Source organism: Enterobacter sp. Taxon_8, assembly GCF_058354585.1.
In genome coordinates this window covers 30,499-47,985 of the sequence record NZ_CM177989.1, presented here as the reverse complement: position 1 = coordinate 47,985, position 17,487 = coordinate 30,499, and the positions used below count along the sequence as shown (strand labels likewise).

18 protein-coding genes are annotated in these 17,487 nt (G+C 58.5%); 8 read left to right on the top strand and 10 right to left on the bottom strand.

All coding sequences use genetic code 11. From position 1 onward, the window contains the following. Positions 1 to 12: 12 nt before the first annotated feature. Complete coding sequence (locus tag AC4IBF_RS00230) at positions 13 to 963, bottom strand: LacI family DNA-binding transcriptional regulator (RefSeq protein ID WP_136195866.1); 951 nt, start codon at positions 961 to 963, stop codon at positions 13 to 15. 293 nt (positions 964 to 1,256) lie between these two features. Here AC4IBF_RS00230 and AC4IBF_RS00225 point away from each other — a divergent pair, with 293 nt between their 5' ends. The 6 genes from AC4IBF_RS00225 to AC4IBF_RS00200 all read left to right on the top strand — a co-directional run bounded on the left by AC4IBF_RS00225 (position 1,257) and on the right by AC4IBF_RS00200 (position 7,168). Then, the gene (locus tag AC4IBF_RS00225; protein WP_032644367.1) at positions 1,257 to 1,571 is read left to right on the top strand and encodes a PTS sugar transporter subunit IIB; all 315 of its coding nucleotides are present in this window, start codon (positions 1,257 to 1,259) and stop codon (positions 1,569 to 1,571) included. An 11-nt stretch (positions 1,572 to 1,582) separates the two neighbouring features. Beyond that, positions 1,583 to 2,908, top strand: a complete 1,326-nt coding sequence (locus tag AC4IBF_RS00220; RefSeq protein WP_136195865.1) for a PTS sugar transporter subunit IIC — start codon at positions 1,583 to 1,585, stop codon at positions 2,906 to 2,908. Between the two features lie 17 nt (positions 2,909 to 2,925). After that, positions 2,926 to 4,302 carry a glycoside hydrolase family 1 protein gene (locus AC4IBF_RS00215; protein ID WP_491463097.1) on the top strand — a complete coding sequence of 459 codons (1,377 nt, stop codon included), beginning with the start codon at positions 2,926 to 2,928 and terminating at the stop codon, positions 4,300 to 4,302. Positions 4,303 to 4,307: 5 nt separating this feature from the next. Continuing rightward, positions 4,308 to 4,610, top strand: a complete 303-nt coding sequence (locus AC4IBF_RS00210) for a PTS lactose/cellobiose transporter subunit IIA (protein ID WP_029741865.1) — start codon at positions 4,308 to 4,310, stop codon at positions 4,608 to 4,610. A gap of 138 nt (positions 4,611 to 4,748) precedes the next feature. Continuing rightward, positions 4,749 to 6,128: a carbohydrate porin gene (locus AC4IBF_RS00205; RefSeq protein ID WP_047649991.1), complete on the top strand. Its 1,380-nt coding sequence runs from the start codon at positions 4,749 to 4,751 to the stop codon at positions 6,126 to 6,128. Between the two features lie 134 nt (positions 6,129 to 6,262). Then, positions 6,263 to 7,168 carry an EamA family transporter gene (locus AC4IBF_RS00200; RefSeq protein ID WP_491463096.1) on the top strand — a complete coding sequence of 302 codons (906 nt, stop codon included), beginning with the start codon at positions 6,263 to 6,265 and terminating at the stop codon, positions 7,166 to 7,168. Positions 7,169 to 7,215: 47 nt separating this feature from the next. On the opposite strand, the gene nepI is transcribed toward AC4IBF_RS00200, so the two are convergent. The 9 genes from nepI to ivbL form a co-directional block, all read right to left on the bottom strand. Next, positions 7,216 to 8,406 carry a purine ribonucleoside efflux pump NepI gene (gene nepI, locus AC4IBF_RS00195; RefSeq protein WP_491463095.1) on the bottom strand — a complete coding sequence of 397 codons (1,191 nt, stop codon included), beginning with the start codon at positions 8,404 to 8,406 and terminating at the stop codon, positions 7,216 to 7,218. Between the two features lie 102 nt (positions 8,407 to 8,508). Continuing rightward, positions 8,509 to 8,961 (bottom strand): DUF1198 domain-containing protein, encoded by a 453-nt coding sequence (locus AC4IBF_RS00190; protein ID WP_143344459.1) that lies wholly within the window; start codon positions 8,959 to 8,961, stop codon positions 8,509 to 8,511. 175 nt (positions 8,962 to 9,136) lie between these two features. Continuing rightward, complete coding sequence (gene uhpT / locus AC4IBF_RS00185; RefSeq protein WP_023309834.1) at positions 9,137 to 10,528, bottom strand: hexose-6-phosphate:phosphate antiporter UhpT; 1,392 nt, start codon at positions 10,526 to 10,528, stop codon at positions 9,137 to 9,139. A 140-nt stretch (positions 10,529 to 10,668) separates the two neighbouring features. Continuing rightward, the gene (locus tag AC4IBF_RS00180; RefSeq protein WP_111964259.1) at positions 10,669 to 11,988 is read right to left on the bottom strand and encodes an MFS transporter; all 1,320 of its coding nucleotides are present in this window, start codon (positions 11,986 to 11,988) and stop codon (positions 10,669 to 10,671) included. Next, the gene (uhpB, locus tag AC4IBF_RS00175; protein WP_491463094.1) at positions 11,981 to 13,486 is read right to left on the bottom strand and encodes a signal transduction histidine-protein kinase/phosphatase UhpB; all 1,506 of its coding nucleotides are present in this window, start codon (positions 13,484 to 13,486) and stop codon (positions 11,981 to 11,983) included. The genes AC4IBF_RS00180 and uhpB overlap by 8 nt, the downstream gene beginning before the upstream one ends. Further along, positions 13,483 to 14,076, bottom strand: a complete 594-nt coding sequence (uhpA, locus tag AC4IBF_RS00170; RefSeq protein ID WP_022646555.1) for a response regulator transcription factor UhpA — start codon at positions 14,074 to 14,076, stop codon at positions 13,483 to 13,485. Before uhpA ends, uhpB begins: the two co-directional genes overlap by 4 nt. Before the next feature lie 82 nt (positions 14,077 to 14,158). After that, a complete protein-coding gene (ilvN, locus tag AC4IBF_RS00165; RefSeq protein WP_008500144.1) occupies positions 14,159 to 14,446 on the bottom strand; it encodes an acetolactate synthase small subunit in 288 nt (95 codons plus the stop codon). A gap of 3 nt (positions 14,447 to 14,449) precedes the next feature. Further along, complete coding sequence (ilvB, locus tag AC4IBF_RS00160) at positions 14,450 to 16,138, bottom strand: acetolactate synthase large subunit (RefSeq protein WP_487165644.1); 1,689 nt, start codon at positions 16,136 to 16,138, stop codon at positions 14,450 to 14,452. Between the two features lie 106 nt (positions 16,139 to 16,244). Then, positions 16,245 to 16,343 carry an ilvB operon leader peptide IvbL gene (ivbL, locus tag AC4IBF_RS00155; RefSeq protein ID WP_057979964.1) on the bottom strand — a complete coding sequence of 33 codons (99 nt, stop codon included), beginning with the start codon at positions 16,341 to 16,343 and terminating at the stop codon, positions 16,245 to 16,247. A gap of 523 nt (positions 16,344 to 16,866) precedes the next feature. Between ivbL and tisB the strand changes: the two genes are divergently transcribed. Together tisB and AC4IBF_RS00145 are read left to right on the top strand one after the other, a co-directional pair. Continuing rightward, entirely contained in the window at positions 16,867 to 16,956 is a 90-nt protein-coding gene (gene tisB / locus AC4IBF_RS00150) for a type I toxin-antitoxin system toxin TisB (protein ID WP_008500146.1), read from the top strand. A 64-nt stretch (positions 16,957 to 17,020) separates the two neighbouring features. Continuing rightward, positions 17,021 to 17,467 carry a GNAT family N-acetyltransferase gene (locus AC4IBF_RS00145; RefSeq protein ID WP_021242692.1) on the top strand — a complete coding sequence of 149 codons (447 nt, stop codon included), beginning with the start codon at positions 17,021 to 17,023 and terminating at the stop codon, positions 17,465 to 17,467. Positions 17,468 to 17,487: the final 20 nt, after the last annotated feature.

Here is a 17,487-nt window from a genome sequence, read left to right as displayed (position 1 = left end):
TGGAAAACATGTTTAACGCTTACGCACATCCGGAATAATTAAATCTCCGCGCAGCACATACGAGCCCAGCATCTGCGTTTTCTCCGTCAGCCAGCCCACAATGCGCGCCGCCATGGCATCCATGGAATATTCAATCGCCGGGATCACCGGAATACCCGGCAGGTGCAGCGATCCGGCAAGGCTAAAGACCATGATGTCGTCCGGTACCGATTTATTAAACGCCTGCAGCTGCGGGATCACCCGCTGGGCTTCCTGCTCGTCCGCCACCAGCAGCGCGTTGAAGTTCAGCGTGCTGGCGTTATTAAGCAGCTCCTGCAGCGCAACGGACGAAGACGTCGCGTCCATAAAGACCAGGTTGCGATTAAAGGGCAGGAAATTTTTCTCCAGCGCGTGCTTGTAGCCGAGCAGCACCTGGTCGGCAAAACCGCTGCCGTGGGGGTGGATCAGCGCAATCTGGCGACGCCCCTGGCTGGTGAGATAGTTACAGGCAGTTTCTGCGGCAAAAGCGTGATCGAACTGGATGCTGTTGGAATTATCAGACTCCATGCAGTCCACCAGAATGACGTTGTCCATGTCGATGTCCAGCGGGAAACGGGCGCCGATCACCAGGATGTCATCACAAAGCCCGCAGGAAAGTTCTTCAAGGGCGTTCATCACTTCCGCTTTACCGTGCGCGAAACGCAGCAGCAGGTGTTTTTGATGCTGGCTGAGCTGTTTTTCCAGCGCGTACAGATAACCGGTGGTCTGGTTAATATTCTCCTGCGCGCAAATGACCCCAATGCAGCCCGTCGACTGGCTCAGCAGCGACTGGGCAATCACGTTGGGACGATAGTTCAGCTCATCCACAGCTTTCAGAACGGCCTGACGGCTGGCTTCCTTAACGCCACGCGACCCACTCAACACTCGCGAAACCGTGGCTTTAGACACCCCGGCAAGACGTGATACATCATTGATTGTCGACATCTCTTTCCCCTGGCAGGCTTACCTCGCGCCTGCAAATTCCATCACCGCTTCGGCTCACATTATAGCCAGAACGGAGTATATCCGTTTCCGTTTTTCATGGAAACCGATTTTCCGTTTCCACTCCAAATGATGTCAAAACAGCCAAATTATGTGACGCACATCGGGTTAATTAGCCTCATAAGTAAGGGATCTTGATGGTTGTCACACTTCTGTCTTTTATGAATGGAAACCGGTTTCCGTATAATGTCCAATCATCCTCGCAATAACTTTTTACATTTAGAGGATGGTTGTCGATGTTCAAGATTATGCTGTGCTGCTCTGCCGGGATGTCCACCAGCCTGCTGGTCAGCAAAATGGTCGATGTCGCGAAAGAACGTGGTTTGCCGGTGAAGATTGATGCGTACGGTGTTTCCGAATTTGATACGCAGTTTCCGCAATACCAGGTTGTCCTTCTCGGACCGCAAGTGAAATACATGTTACAGACACTCTCAGACAAGGCGGCGACGCATGGCATTCCGGTGCAGCCCATCGATATGATGGACTACGGCATGCAGCGTGGCGATAAAGTACTGGACTATGCTCTGTCGCTCATCGAAGCGGCACACTAAAAGGTGTTCACATGAGTTCGTTATATCAATCCATGGTCGCGGTGATTGAGCAGTCAATTACCCCGCTGGCCGCGAAGCTCGGCCAGCAAAAGTATGTGATTGCCATCCGCGACGGCTTTACCGCCGCGCTGCCGTTCATGATCATCGGCTCGTTTATGCTGGTGTTCATCTTCCCGCCGTTCTCGGCGGATACCACCAACAGCTTCGCCCGCGGCTGGCTGGATTTCTCCCAGACCTACCGCGAGCAGCTGATGCTGCCGTTTAACCTCAGCATGGGCGTGATGACTTTCTTCATCTCGGTGGGGATTGGGGCGAGCCTGGGACGTCAGTTTAACCTCGACCCGGTGATGTCCGGCCTGCTGGCCTTTATGGCCTTCCTGCTGGTCGCCGCGCCGTATGCCGACGGCAAAATCTCGACCCAGTATCTCTCCGGTCAGGGCATCTTCACCGCGCTGATCACCGCGATTTACGCCACCCGCGTTTACGCATGGCTGAAGCAGAACAACGTCACCATTCGTCTGCCGAAGGAAGTGCCAACCGGCGTGGCGCGCTCGTTTGAGATCCTGATCCCGGTGATGGTGGTGATCGGTACGCTGCACCCGCTGAACCTGTTCATTGAAGCGCAGACCGGGATGATTATCCCGCAGGCGATTATGCACCTGCTGGAGCCGCTGGTGTCCGCGTCTGACTCGCTGCCAGCCATTCTGCTCTCCGTGCTGCTGTGCCAGATCTTCTGGTTCGCCGGTATCCACGGTTCGCTGATTGTCACCGGCATCATGAACCCGTTCTGGATGGCCAACCTCTCGGCAAACCAGGCGGCACTGGCAGCAGGCGCGGCGCTGCCGCACGTTTACCTGCAGGGCTTCTGGGATCACTACCTGCTGATTGGCGGCGTCGGCTCCACACTGCCGCTGGCGTTCCTGCTGCTGCGCAGCCGCGTTACCCACCTGCGCACCATCGGCAAAATGGGCGTGGTGCCAAGCTTCTTTAACATCAACGAACCGATTCTGTTCGGCGCGCCGATCATCATGAACCCGATGCTGTTTATCCCGTTCGTGTTCGTTCCGCTGGTCAACGCCTGTCTGGCGTACGCAGCAACCAAGCTCGGCTGGCTGGCACAGGTTGTGTCATTGACCCCATGGACTACCCCTGCACCGATCGGCGCCTCGTGGGCGGCGAACTGGGCGTTGAGCCCGATGGTGATGTGCCTGGTCTGTATGGTGATGTCCGCGCTGATGTACCTGCCGTTCCTGCGCGCCTATGAGCGTACGCTCATCAAAAACGAAGAGCAGAAGGCCCAGGCAACCGTCGGTGCCGCTGAGACCGCCAGCAATTAAGTCAAAGAGGAAGAGTCATGAAATACGCATTTCCCGATAACTTCTGGTGGGGCAGCGCAAGCTCCGCTCTCCAGACGGAAGGGGCAAGAGAGGGTGAAACCACTTGGGACTACTGGTTTGCCCGCGAGCCGAACCGTTTTCACAACGGCGTGGGGCCACAGCAGACCTCCACGTTTTATCAGCACTGGAAAACGGACATTCAGCTGTTGAAGCAGCTGAACCACAACAGCTTTCGCACCTCGATTAGCTGGGCGCGCCTGATCCCCGACGGTATCGGTGAAGTGAACCCGGACGCGGTCGATTTTTATAATCAGGTCATTGACGAGCTGAACGAACAGGGCATCACGCCGTTTATCACTCTGTTCCATTTCGACATGCCGATGGCGATGCAGGAAATAGGCGGCTGGGAAAACCGCGACGTGGTGGACGCGTACGCACGTTACGCGCAGATTTGCTTCGAGCTGTTCGGCGATCGCGTGCTGCACTGGTTTACCTTCAACGAACCGATCGTGCCGGTGGAAGGCGGTTATCTGTACGACTTCCACTACCCCAACGTAGTGGATTTCCGCCGGGCGGCCACCGTGGCGTATCACACGGTGCTGGCCCATGCGAAGGCGGTGCAGGCCTACCGCGCCGGGCACTACGCGGGGGAGATCGGCATCGTGTTGAACCTGACGCCGTCGTATCCGCGTTCGCAGAACCCGGCAGACGTGAAGGCGGCGCACGTTGCGGATCTGATGTTTAACCGCAGCTTCCTCGACCCGGTTCTGCGAGGCGAATACCCGGCGGATCTGGTGGCGCTCCTGAAATCTTACGACCAGCTGCCCGCCTGCAAGCCGGAAGACGGTTTCCTGATTGCAGAAGGGAAAATCGACCTGCTCGGCATTAACTACTATCAGCCGCGTCGCGTGAAGTGTCGCGACAGCGCGGTGAACCCGCAGGCGCCGTTTATGCCGGAGTGGTTCTTTGATAATTACGAGATGCCGGGCCGCAAGATGAATCCGCACCGCGGCTGGGAAATCTACGAGCCGGGTATCTACGATATTCTGATTAACCTGCGCGACAATTACGGCAACCCTCGCTGCTTTATTTCTGAAAACGGCATGGGCGTCGAAAATGAGCAGCGTTTTATTGAAAATGGTCAGATTAACGATCAATACCGCATCGAGTTTATTTCCGAACATTTAGCCTGGCTGCATAAAGGCATTAGCGAAGGGTGTAATTGTCTTGGCTACCATATGTGGACGTTTATAGATAACTGGTCGTGGTGCAACGCGTATAAAAATCGCTACGGATTTATCCAGCTCGATATAGAGACGCAGAAACGCACCATTAAGAAAAGCGGGGAGTGGTTTGCCGCCACCGCCTTAAATAATAGCTTTGATAAAGAGTAATGATGATGATCGCACTAGAAGAAGCCGTAATGGAAATTATCGTCAATGCCGGGCAGTCCCGCAGCCTGTGCTTTGAAGCCCTGCACGCCGCGCGTCAGGGCAACATTGACGAAGCCAAAAGCCTGCTGCGCGAAGCCGACGGCTACGCGCGCCAGGCGCACAAGATGCAGACCAAACTGATCGAGCAGGATGCGGGCGAAGGCCGCCAGCCGATGACGTTAATTATGGTGCACGCGCAGGATCATTTAATGAATTCCTTATTAGCGCGTGAATTATCCGAAGAAATTATTCATTTATATCAGAGATAGCCTATGGCGAAATAAATTAATGTAACACCTCTGTACCTAAAACTAGAAATCCACTTGTTCTGATGATAGCGACATATTCTGTCAGATCGGAGCGGGATGGTTATTGTCTGAATAAAATTAAACTATATTGAGATAACCATGAATACGATTAAAAAACTTCCATTAACCATGGCGGTTATCGCCGCGCTTTGCCCAATTTCCGTGCTCGCACAGGAATTCACGCAGGAACAAATCGACGCCATTGTGGCGAAAGCGGTGGATAAAGCCCTGGCTGAACGTCAGGCCAAAATGGATGCTGCCGTCGCGAAAAAAGCGGACGTGGTGACCGAGCCGCAAAGCGCGGCGCAATCTCCGGATATGGCGATTCCGTTTGGGGTTAAATTTACCGGCTACGCCCGATACGGCGCGCACTTCCAGGCCGCCGATCAGAAATACGTGGCGGTGGACGGTTCATACAACGGCGCGTCCGCCATTGGTCGTCTGGGCAACGAAGGCAACGGCGGGGAATTCCAGCTTTCCAAGGCCTTTAAAGGCGAAAACGGCGCCATCTGGGACATCAACGTGATGATCGACCACTGGGGCGACGAAGTTAACCTGAAAAAAGCCTACGCCGGGGTGACCAACATTATGGCCTCCAACCCGAACGCCTATTTCTGGGCCGGTCGTGACTTCCACCAGCGTCCGCAGCAGGGCATCAACGATTACTTCTGGATGAACCACGACGGCCAGGGCGCCGGGGTGAAGAACTTCGACATCGGCGGCGTGCAGTTTGACGTCGCCGCCGTGGCGGCGGTGGAATCCTGTAGCCCGGAAGTGATGGAAGATGAAGCCAACCCGTCGCGCATCACCTGTACCGGCGGGTCCGGCACGGGCGACAAAGGCAACTACGCCGCGACCTCAAAAATCCACGGCATGAAGCTCGGACCGATCGACATGGAGCTTTACGCCAACTACGGCTTTGACTCCAAAGCGGTGGAGAGCGACGAACGTCTGAACGCGTGGCAGGGCGGCGTGGTGCTGAGCCACACCAACGACAGCGGCGTGAACAAGGTGATTGCCCGCTACTCCGATAACGCGGACAACAGCGTGTTCAACAAAACCGAGGATCTGACCACGGTCTACGCCAGCTTCGAAGGGCTATACAAATTCACCCAGGCCACGCAGGTGGAGTATATCCTCGCCTTCCACGACTACGACAACAGCCGCGATAAGACCGACAACCGCAAGAACTACAACGCCATCGTGCGTCCGATGCACTGGTGGAACGACGTTCACTCCACCTGGCTGGAAGCAGGCTGGCAGCACGTTGACTACGACAACGGCGGCGACAACAAGGGCTGGAAGCTGACCCTGTCGCAGAACATGTCTATCGCCATGGGGCCAGAGTTCCGTCCGATGCTGCGCTTCTACGTGACCGGCGGCAAAGTGGATAACGCACGCACCGCGCGCGTGAACAACACCAAAGACGAAACGCTCGACGACTTCAACGTCGGCGCGATGTGGGAGGCGTGGTTCTAGTACAGCGCCGTTTGTTTCGCCCGGCGGCGCTGCGCTTGCACGGGCCTACAAGGTTTTGTAGGCCGGGTAAGCGTAGCGCCACCCGGAAAGATCCCATGTTATGCTAGAAAAAAACCAACATAACAGGGGAGAAAATGGGTTCTACACGTAAAGGGATGCTGAACGTCCTGATCGCCGCCGTTTTATGGGGCAGTTCCGGCGTTTGCGCGCAGTACATCATGGAGAAAAGCCACATTTCTTCGCCTTACCTGACCATGGTTCGCCTGCTGTTTACCGGCGTGATCCTGCTGACGCTCTCCTTCGTTCACGGTGACAAGATTTTCTCGGTCATCAAACATCGCATAGACGCCCTCAGCCTGCTGTTTTTCTCGCTGGTCGGCGCGCTCACCGTGCAGCTCACCTTCCTGCTGACGATTGAAAAATCCAACGCCGCGACCGCTACCGTTCTGCAGTTTCTGTCACCAACCATTATCGTGGCGTGGTTCGCGCTGGCGCGGAAAAAGCGCCCCGGCGTGTTTGTTTTATCCGCGATTGTGACCTCGCTTGTCGGGACGTTCCTGCTGGTGACCCACGGCGATCCAACCTCGCTCTCCATCTCGCCAGCCGCGCTGTTCTTCGGCATCGCTTCGGCGTTTGCCGCCGCGTTTTACACTACCTATCCGTCAACGCTGATTGCCCGCTACGGCACATTGCCGATTGTCGGCTGGAGTATGTTGATTGCCGGGTTAATGCTGACGCCGTTCTACGCCGGGCGCGGGACGACCTTCGTCATTGACGGCAGCCTGCTGCTGGCGTTTTTCTACCTGGTCGTGATCGGCACCGCGCTGACGTTCAGCCTGTATCTGAAAGGCGCGCAGACGATCGGCGGGCCGAAGGCGAGCATTCTGAGCTGCGCCGAGCCGCTGAGCAGCGCGCTGCTGTCGGTGGTGTTGCTGGGCGTGGCGTTCACCCTGCCGGACTGGCTGGGGACGCTGCTGATCGTGTCGTCGGTGGTGCTGATTTCGATGGATTCGCGTAGAAGGGTTAAGGCATCGGCGTAGCCTGATGCCCTCACCCCAACCCTCTCCCACGGGAGAGGGAAAAAACACTACTTCGCTTTAACCTTCCCTGCCACCAGCAGCGCCGTCAGCAGCATCAGCGCGCCTGAAATCACCAGCGGTGACGTCAGCCCCAGGTGGTCGAGCGCCACGCCGCCAATCGCCGCGCCGCAGGTGTTTGCCAGCTGGATCACCGCCACCTGAATCGACCCGGCTTTTTCAGCCTGATCGGCAAGCGAGCGGGTGATCCACGTCGACCAGCCCACCGGCACCAGCGCAAAGGCAAAGCCCCAGATAATCGCAATGGCAGACGCGACCCACTTATCGCTGCCCCACATCACCAGCACCGCGGCGCTTGCAGCCAGCACCAGCGGCGCACCCGCCAGCGCCACTTTCAGGGAGCGCTTCAGGAACTGGGACGAAAGCGAGGTACCGACAAAGCTGGCGATACCGAAGCTCAGCAGCACCAGCGTCAGGCCGTCTACGTCAAAGCCCGCCATGGTCATAAACACCGGGCGGATATAGGTAAAGAAGGCAAACTGCCCGGCAAAGGACATAAAGATCGCGGTCATCCCCGCCAGCACGCCGGGACGCTTCAGCAGGCTAAACATGTTCTGTTTGTGGTGCGCCGCTTCGCCAGGCAGGGACGGCAGCGCCTTCCACACCCAGATAACGCAAAGCACGCCCATAACCGCCGCCGCATTAAAGACGTTACGCCAGCCGATAATCCCGCCCAGGAAGCTGCCCAGCGGCGCGGCAATCACCAGCGCGATGGAGACCGCGCCAAATATGACGGACAGCGCTTTCGGCACGGTGCGCGCAGGCACCAGGCGCATGGTGAGCGAGGCGGACATCGCCCAGAAGCCGCCGAGCCCCAGTCCCAGACAGGCGCGACCGAGCAGCAGCAGGGTGAAGCTTTCCGCGAAGGAGACCAGCAGGCAGGAGAGCGTCAGCAGCACGCTGAACAGAATGACCACTTTGCGGCGGTCGATGGTGCCAATCACTTGGGTGATAAACAGGCTGGCAAACATCGCCACAAACGCGGTGACGGTAACGGACTGCCCCGCCACGCCTTCGGAAATGCCCAGGTCCTGCGCCATCGGTGTCAGCAGGCTCACCGGCAGAAACTCAACGGTAATCAGGCAGGCGACGCAGAACGCCACGGAGAAAACCGCCGACCAGTTGGGGCGTGAAACCTCTTTGATCTGCGGTCTGGTCGTGGGCTGGATATGTTCTGTCATGGCGTCACCTGAAGATAAAAACGTGCGGAAAAGTCGCGCAGTTTATCATCAAAAGTGTGACGGATTTAACGTTTAGACAACTTTTGTGGTTTTTAGAGGGGATCAGTGCAGATAAAACACACCCTCTTCCGGCAGAAAGAGCTGGTTGTAGCGTAGCTGGAAGGCGTTCAGCTCCTGCGGATCGGGCTCCATCTCGCGCATAAAGCCAAGCGCCAGACGAATTTGCGCATCGGTAATGGGTGCGGCAAGGCGGCCTTTACGCAGCATGCGGTGCCAGGCGTGCAGGTTCTCCTCGCTGCCGTCGACAATGCAGACCTGCCAGATCAGCAGCACCTGCGCGGCGTTTTGCAGATGCGCTTCGTCCGGGCGCTCAAGGTAGCGGATAAACTCATTGCCCGGCATTTTGCCGAACTGATCGATCATCGACTCAACCGGCATCGGGGTGATGCCCAGACGCTCGCTTAAACGTTTGATGGCGCGGCGGGAGTCTGAGGTCAGGACGCGAAATCCCACCACAAACACCACGGCAAGCGTTGCCAGCATTATCCAGACCATGCGTTCTCCTTTGACTAGCCGCTCATCATAGCGGGAAACGCACGGCGTCAACAGCGGGCAGAACCAGAATAGTGCACTGAAAAGACGTTGCGGGACGAGGGATAAGGTATTAATGCCGTCGGCGGAAATAAAAAAGCCCGGCATCACACACCGGGCAAAGACGTTACCTGCACACTCAGGCTGTTTTTAATTTCTGCGCACGATTCTCACGGCGAATTTTACGTTCCTCCAGCACCGCGACCATCGCCATCAGGACGATACAGCCGATCGCTGCCGCATCCAGCGCCGCGAAGGTGCCCGCCCAGCCGGTGAGGCCGAAAATTGGCGTACCGTCAGCGATCATCCCCAGACCCAGCTTGGCGAAGCTGTCGCCAATCAGATAGGCGAAGGTGCCTTTAATCCCATCGGCAGCGCCGATCGCTTTTTTCGGTACGAAGCCCACTGCCGCCACGCCGATCAGCAGCTGCGGACCAAACACCAGGAAGCCAAGCGCGAACAGGGATGCGAGGTAAACGTACTGGTTGCTGGCATGCTGGTAGACGCCAAGTGTGGCGATAATCAGCGCCAGCGCGACGCAGGCCACCAGCGCACGACGGCCGTTGGCGAGGTCAGAGAGCCAGCCCCACAGCAGGGTGCCGACAAGCGCGCCCACTTCGAACAGGGTGAAGCCCTGAATCGCCACTTCTTTAGAGAGCTTCAGCTCCTGGAAGGCGTATACGGTGGACCACTGGTCGATGCCGATGCGCACCACGTAGAGGAATATGTTTGAGAAGCACAGCAGCCAGATCACTTTGTTTTTCAGCACGTACTCAACAAATATCTGCCATTTGGACATCTCATTCTCTTCGGTCTCTTTGTCCTCTTCGCTGATCTCTTCCCCGAACAGCTCTTCGGCTTTGCCGAGGCCGTACGATTCCGGGGAGTCGCTGCCGTAGCGCAGGCCAATAAAGCCGACAATCAGGGCAATAATCGACGGGAAGATAAACATGCCGATCACGTGGCCGTCGAACAGGTAGTTTGCGCCAAACAGCGCCACGCCTGCCGCACCCGCTCCGCCGAGGTTGTGGGAGATGTTCCACATGCCGAGGTACGAACCACGCTTGCGGCGCGGGGTCCACTTGGTGATGGTGGAGTAGCTGCACGACCCGCCGGTACTCTGGAAGAAGCCGCTCAGGGCGTAGAAGGCGATCATCAGGAACAGGCTGACAGACCCTGCGCCCATGCTGGCGCTGAAGCCGAGCATACAGATGGCGGAGAGGATCAGCATAAACGGCAGGAACTGCTTGGTGTTTTTGCCGTCCGCGTAGTAGGACACAACCGTTTTTCCCACGCCGTAGGTGATGGAGAAGCCCAGGCCAATCATCCCCAGCTGCGTCATGCTCAGCCCGTAGGTGGAGATCATGTCGTTCTGCGCGATATTAAAGTTTTTGCGGATCAGGTACATGGTCAGGTAGCCGATAAAGACCACCAGATAGGACTGCATGAACGGTTTGAACCACATTTTGCGCCGCACGTCGAGCGGCAGATCCAGGGTCGGCTTGCGCACCTGGTTGAGGAAGGCCAGCATGGTTTGCTCCTGAGCTGATTTTTACCTGCGAATGGCAGGCATTGTAAAAATCAGCCAGGAGAGATGCCTGAGACAGTGTCCAGGTAAAACCGGGAAAATTTCTTAGTTTTACGCCACTCGGGCCAGAAAGGTGAGGCGCATCACGCTTCACCCATCTCGCGCGGGGCCTGCGCGTGCAGGAAAGGCAGCAGCAGCAGGGCGGAAATTCCCGCCGCGATGGCGATCACCGCGAAGAAACCGCTCCAGTGCCAGATATCGATCACCCGCGCCAGCGGCCAGCCGGAGAGCGATGCGCCAAGGTAGGCAAACAGCCCGACAAAGCCCGTCGCCGCGCCTGCCGCCTCTTTGTGGGAACACTCCGCCGCTGCCATGCCGATGAGCATCTGCGGGCCAAAGACGAAGAAGCCGGTGGTAAAAAAGCACGCCGCCTGCATCACGTAGCTGGCGAAAGGCATCAGCCACAGCGAGCCGACGGAGAGCAAAATCCCGGCGGCAAAAATCAGGTTCATCGGGCCGCGGTTGCCGTTGAACAGCTTATCCGAGCCCCATCCCGCCACCAGCGCGCCGATAAACCCGCCCAGTTCGAACATCGTCACCGCCGAGTTAGCGGTGACCAGGTCCACACCGAGCGTCTCGGACATGTACAGATTGCCCCAGTCGTTGATAGCCGCGCGCACCACGTAGACCAGCACGTAGCAGAGCGACAGCAGCCAGATGTACGGGTTTTTCAGCACGTATTTGGTGAGGATCTCCTTACGGGTCAGCCCCGCCCCCTCCTGCTGCTGGGCAATCTCCATTTCGTCGTGCCGCCAGTCGCCCACCGCAGGCAGGCCAACGGTTTGCGGCCTGTCGCGGAGGCGCCAGCAGAGGAACAGCCCGGCGAGAATGGCGAGGCCACCTGCAATCATCATCCCCGCGCGCCAGCCGTAGTGCAGCGCCGCGGCGCCGACCACCATCGGGATCAGCGCCCCGCCGACGTTATGCGCGGTGTTCCAGACGGCCCACCAGCCGCCGCGCTCGTTGCGCGAGTACCACGCCGTAAGCAGGCGGGCGCAGACCGGCGCGCCCCAGCCCTGGAAAAAGGCGTTCAGCGCCCACAGCAGGGCGAAGGCCCAAAGCGATGTGGAGAAACCAAACAGGATGTTCACCACCCCGGTAGCGATCAGCCCAACGCCCATGAAATAGCGGGCGTTAGAGCGGTCGCTAACAATACCGGAGAAGAACTTCGACAGGCCGTAGGTGATGTAAAACAGCGTCGCCAGCAGGCCGATATCGGTGCGCGTCATCACGCCGCTGGCGAGGATCTCCGGCGCGGCGGCGTTGAAGCTTTTGCGAGTGAAGTAGAACAGCGCGTAGCCGAGCCAGATGGTAATCAGAATATGACGTCGCCAGTAGCGGTAGCGGGCGTCAATTTCCGCTTTGTTGCTTAATGGGGCTGCGCTGGCTGGGGTTTTAAACATGATGCGTCCTTAACGGCAAACTGACGCTGACGCGCGTCCCGTGGGTACAGGAAAGGTTCAGCGTGCCGCCCAGCGCCTTGACGCGCTCGCGCATGCCCGCCAGGCCAAAGCCCTGCTGGCCGGAGCCCGGCGGCAGGCCGCAGCCGTCGTCTTCAATTACCAGCATCAGGCGCTCGTCCTGCTGCCAGCCCTGGATCGTGACCGCGCTGGCACTGGCGTGTTTGACAATATTGTTCAGCCCTTCCTGACAGACGCGGAACAGGGTTACGCGCTGGCCTTCGCTCAGCGCAGGTTCGCTAATGCGCCAGTCGAGATGGCTGACAATGCCGCGGCTTTCCAGCTCCATCTCGCGCATCAGGGAGCGTACCGCCTGCTCCAGCGACAGGTCGTCAAGCTGGCGCGGGCGCAGCCTGCCGAGCAGGCGTCGCACCGAGTCATATACGCCAAGTGAAAGCTGCTCGATATGCGCCCCGCCCTGCTTCACGCCCGCATTTTCCGCCGCAAGACGCTGGACAATGCCCGCCTGGGTGCGGATGGCGGTGATCGTCTGGCCGATATCATCGTGCAGCTCGCGGGCCACCTCCTGCCGCACGCTCTCTTCCGTCTCCAGCAGGCGTTCAGCCAGACGGCGATTGCGCGCCAGCTCGGTCTGCAGGGACTGGTTCAGCTCGCGCAGGCGCTGAATGCCCGCGCCGAGCAGCAGCCCGGTCAGACTCTGGGCCAGCAGCGAGAGCAGCAAATCCACCGGATGGTCGTGCCAGGTCTGGCTGGCGATCAGCGCGATGGCGTTCATCAGGGTGGCGATCAGCGCCCCCTGCCAGCCATAGTGCCAGGCCAGAGCAATAATCGGCAGCGCAAGGCAAAACGGCGTGAAGCGTGAAAGCTCGGCGGGCAAACCCAGCTGAAGCCAGAGGCTCACCACGAACAGCAGCAGATACCAGATGAGATGCCGGGCGCGCCAGTTCACCGGTTGGGACACCAGCCCCGGACCAAGCGGCTGCCAGACGGTGCTGGTGAGGTAGTGCCAGATCACGAGGCAGGTGGGTGCCAGCGTCAGGCCGCCGGTGAGGGTGAGCAGCAGCGCGTTGAGCATCTCCTTGTCGCCAACCCACGGCAGGGACTGCAGCAGTGCGGCGGCAATCAGCGCCGCACCCTGCCGCAGCAGGGTGCGCCAGTCGCGCTGGTGACGATAGCGAGAAATGAGGGCAACCGGGAGAAGCGTGAGCAGGCTTCCGGTCATCAATAAGGGAAGATGCGCGAGGGCAACCTCCTGAGCCAGCCAGACCAGCATCAGCCACTCTGCCCCAAGCAAAACGGGCCAGTAGCCGCGCGGGCATTGCAGCATCAGCCCCAGACGCAGGCCGAATGGAAACAGCAGCACCGCCAGCTCCGGGCGCTCCACCAGATGCAGACTAATGCTCCACAGGCAGAACCACGCGGTGGAGAAGATAAAAAAGCTGGCGAAGACGGCGATCAGCCGTGAAAAAGCGGAACTCATTGCCAGCTGTCGAACATGCGGCGCGCCAGCTCGACGTCGTTGCTGACGTTGAGTTTTTCCATCAGGTTGGCGCGATGGACATGCACGGTCTTTGGCGACAAATCCAGCTCAGCCGCAATCTCTTTCACCGACATCCCCTGCGCGAGCTTCTCAGCCACCTGACGCTCGCGTCTGGTGAGCGGATCCTGTCGTCCGGCCGCCAGCTTGATGGCGATATCCGGCGTCAGGTAGCAGCCGCCGGTGGAGACGGTGCGCACGGCGGCAATCAGCTCGTCCGGGCTACAGCGTTTGGAGAGGAACCCGCGCGCGCCCGCGTTGAGCGCCTGCTCGACCAGCGCCGGGCTGTCGTGGACCGAGAGCATAATGGTCGCCATCCCTTTCGGCAGCTGGCTTAACAGCTCCAGCCCGGAGAGATCTGGCATCGAAATGTCGCAGATACAGACCTGCACCCCGCGCCCCGGCAGGCCCGCCAGCGCTTCGCGACCGGAGCCAAACTCGGCCACGACCTGGAAATCCGGTTCGAGGTTGAGAAGCTGGGCAAAGCCAGAGCGGACGATAAGGTGGTCGTCGATAAGGGCGATGGTGGTCATGTGTGTTCCTGCGGTCTGAAAAAGCCGGATGGCGCTGCGCTTATCCGGCCTACAAGAGCGAAAGACGCTTACCTTAAGCGATCTATTCGAAGAACACCGCAATTTTGTTAAACATGGTGGGATCGGACTGGTTGCGCGCCACGTTGGTGACGTCCTCCAGCTTGTCGATCTGCGCCATCATCTGCTCCAGACGCTGGTCATCGTTGACCAGTAGCCAGATGCGGCTGTGCTCGCTGCCCTGAATCGGCAGGCAGAGAATGCCTTCCACGTTAAACGCCCGGCGGGCAAACAGCCCGCAGACGTGGGTCATGACGCCAGGGTGGTTGCGGACGGTGAGTTCCAGAATGACGTTATCATGTTGTTTCTGCATGGCTTATTCTCCCACCATCTCAGTATTTGCCGCACCCGGCGGCACCATCGGATACACTTTTTGTTCAGGGTCGATACGGACGTGGATCAGCGCCGGGCCCGGACGCGAGATCGCCGCCTGCAGCGCCGCGTGGGCATCCTCTTCCGCGTTCAGATCGCAGGTGTGCAGGCCAAAGCCGGCGGCAATCTGCATAAAGTTAATCATCCCCGGATAGGTCGCCGCAAACACGCCCTGCTTGTAGAACAGGCTCTGCTGCTGGTGCACCAGGCCAAGCGCCTCGTTGTTCATCAGGATGATTTTCACGTCTAACTGGTTTTCGGCCGCGGTCGCCATCTCCTGAATGTTCATCATCAGGCTGCCGTCGCCGGAGAAGCAGATGACCTTGCGGTCCGGATTCGCCAGCGCCGCACCAACTGCTGCAGGCAGACCGAAGCCCATAGTTCCCAGACCACCGGAGGTCAGCCACTGGCGCGGACGGTTCAGCGGGTAGGCTTGGGCGGTCCACATCTGATGCTGTCCCACGTCGGTGGTGATAATCGCGCTGTCGTCGACGCAGGCGGCCACGGCGTTGATCAGGCCGTAATGGCTCAGCGGATCGCCTTCAGTTGGGATCGCGCCCGGGAACTCGCGCTGCAGGTCGGCCACCAGCTGGCGCCAGTCGGCGCGATCGGTCGCCTCGGTTTGCGGGATCAACTGCGCCAGCACTTCGGCTACGTCGCCCTGAATCGCCACGTGCGGCTGCTTGATTTTACCCAGCTCGGCGCGATCGATATCCACGTGAATGATTTTGGCATTCGGGCAGAACTGCTCGGTTTTGCCAATCGCCCGGTCATCAAAACGCGCGCCCATAACAATCAATAAATCCGCCTCCTGCAGGATGTAGTTGGTGCTGCGCGCGCCGTGCATCCCCAGCATCCCCAGGGACAGCGGGTGCGCTTTTGGCAGCATGCCGAGCGCCATCAGGGTCATGGTAGTCGGCAGGTTGGCTTTTTCTGCAAACTCGCGGATTTCATCTGCGGCGTTAATCGCCCCGCCACCCAGATAGAGCACTGGGCGTTTGGCGGCGTTAATCATGGCGGCAGCGTCGCGCACGCTCTCAGCGCTGAATTCCGGCGCGGGGGCTCGCTCGCCCGGCTCCGGCAGAACGTCGATCTCGATCTCTGCGGTCTGGACATCCTTAGGAATGTCTATCCACACCGGGCCCGGGCGGCCGGACTGCGCAATGCGGAACGCATCGCTGATAACCTGAGGAAGCTCGCTGATATCGCGAACTAAATAGTTATGTTTGGTGATGGGGATAGAGATGCCGTAGGTATCCACTTCCTGGAACGCATCGGTGCCGATCATTGAGGACGGCACCTGGCCGGTAATGCAGATCAGCGGAATGGAGTCGAGGCGCGCGTCGGCGATGGCGGTCACCAGGTTGGTTGCACCCGGCCCGCTGCAGGCCATACAGACCGCCGGTTTACCCTGGGTACGCGCCATGCCCTGAGCGATAAAGCCTGCCCCCTGCTCGTGGCGCGCCAGCACGTGGCGGATCTGCGTGCTTTGGCTTAACGCATCGTACAGCGGCAGCACCGTGCCGCCCGGAATACCCGCAACCGTGGTGATGCCCTGTCGTTCCAGCAGATGAACGATCAGCTGCGCACCGGTAAAACGCGTCTTGGTGGATGTTGTGCCCGAACTTGCCATGCTCCAGTCCTTTTCTTCTGGGCCGACTTTCCGGGGAGGGTCCTAAACGAAAAACCCCGCCCGGTTTGCGCCGGCGGGGTTTTGGATTCGTGTGTTGATCCAGTCCCTACGGCGCATTGCCGACGACCACCACCACACGCACGACGACCACTGCGGCTGGTTGCGCAGTTTTTAGTAGGGTCGAAGTGAAGATGGATGAAGTCATTGGGGACCTGTGTTTGGATTCATTGATTGAATTTATACAAACACAGGTTTTCGGGCGTGACAATGGAAAAATTTTCATCTGCGCAAAAATGCGTCAGGGATCACGTTTCGTTTGTTGGGTGATGAAAACAAAAAACCCCGCCTAAGCGAGGTTTTTATCAGGGTTTTGCGGTTGGTCGCCGCAGAACACACTGTGTTACGTCAACGCAAAAAAGTATACGCGATCGAAGACGAACGCGCAATTCCGGCACGGATTTTGACGTTTTTGAGTATGGATCGCCATCCAGATTTTGTCCACAAAATACTGTTCATACGTACAGTATTTATCTATACTGAGGGTGTTCGCAGTGAGCGAGGGGGCCGCAGTTCTACCGGCGCAACGAAGTCCTGGCTGAAACGGGTGGTGCCGTCAGTGCCTTAACCCTCTGAAGTGAGCACACTGTGTTACGTCAATCCAGGTGCTGGCAACAGGCGGCGGAAAGGTACGCCAGCATCGTGCTCCTTTTAACCAAAAGGAGACGCGTATGAGCGTAGTGGATATGGTGATACTTATCCTCAAACTCATTGTTGCTGTACTGCAACTGCTTGATGCTGTCCTGAAATTCGTTCGGTAATTCAGGTTCAAGTCGCACCTGAGAGGGGCGGGCAACCGCCCCTCTTTAATAACGAGGGAATGCTATGTCGCGTCTGTTAATTGAGCCTGTCACGCCCGATGAGCCGGGGTATATCGCCCTGAAGGCGGAAAGTATTGCACTGAATTTCAATATGCTGCGCAGGCTCGAAGAGAGCTGGCAGCGGGGTGAGAACCGCTTTAACGCGCCGGGCGAAAAGCTGTTAGGCGCGTTTCTCAACGGCAAGCTGGTCGGCGTGTGCGGTCTGAATCGCGATCCGTTCAGCCAGCAGCCGCGCGCCGGACGTATTCGTCATCTCTACGTCAGCGAAAAGTGCCGCGGGCTGGGAATTGGCAAGCAGCTTTTGACCGTGGTGATGGCCGATGCCAGCATCTGGTTTGATTTCCTCAATACCCATGCGCCGGACGCTGCCTACGGGTTTTATCGCCAGGCAGGATTTACGCTGGTCTCGGACGAACCGCGGGTGACGCACCGCCTTTTTTGTGCGGTGTAAGCGGCTGGCAGCTTCAGGGC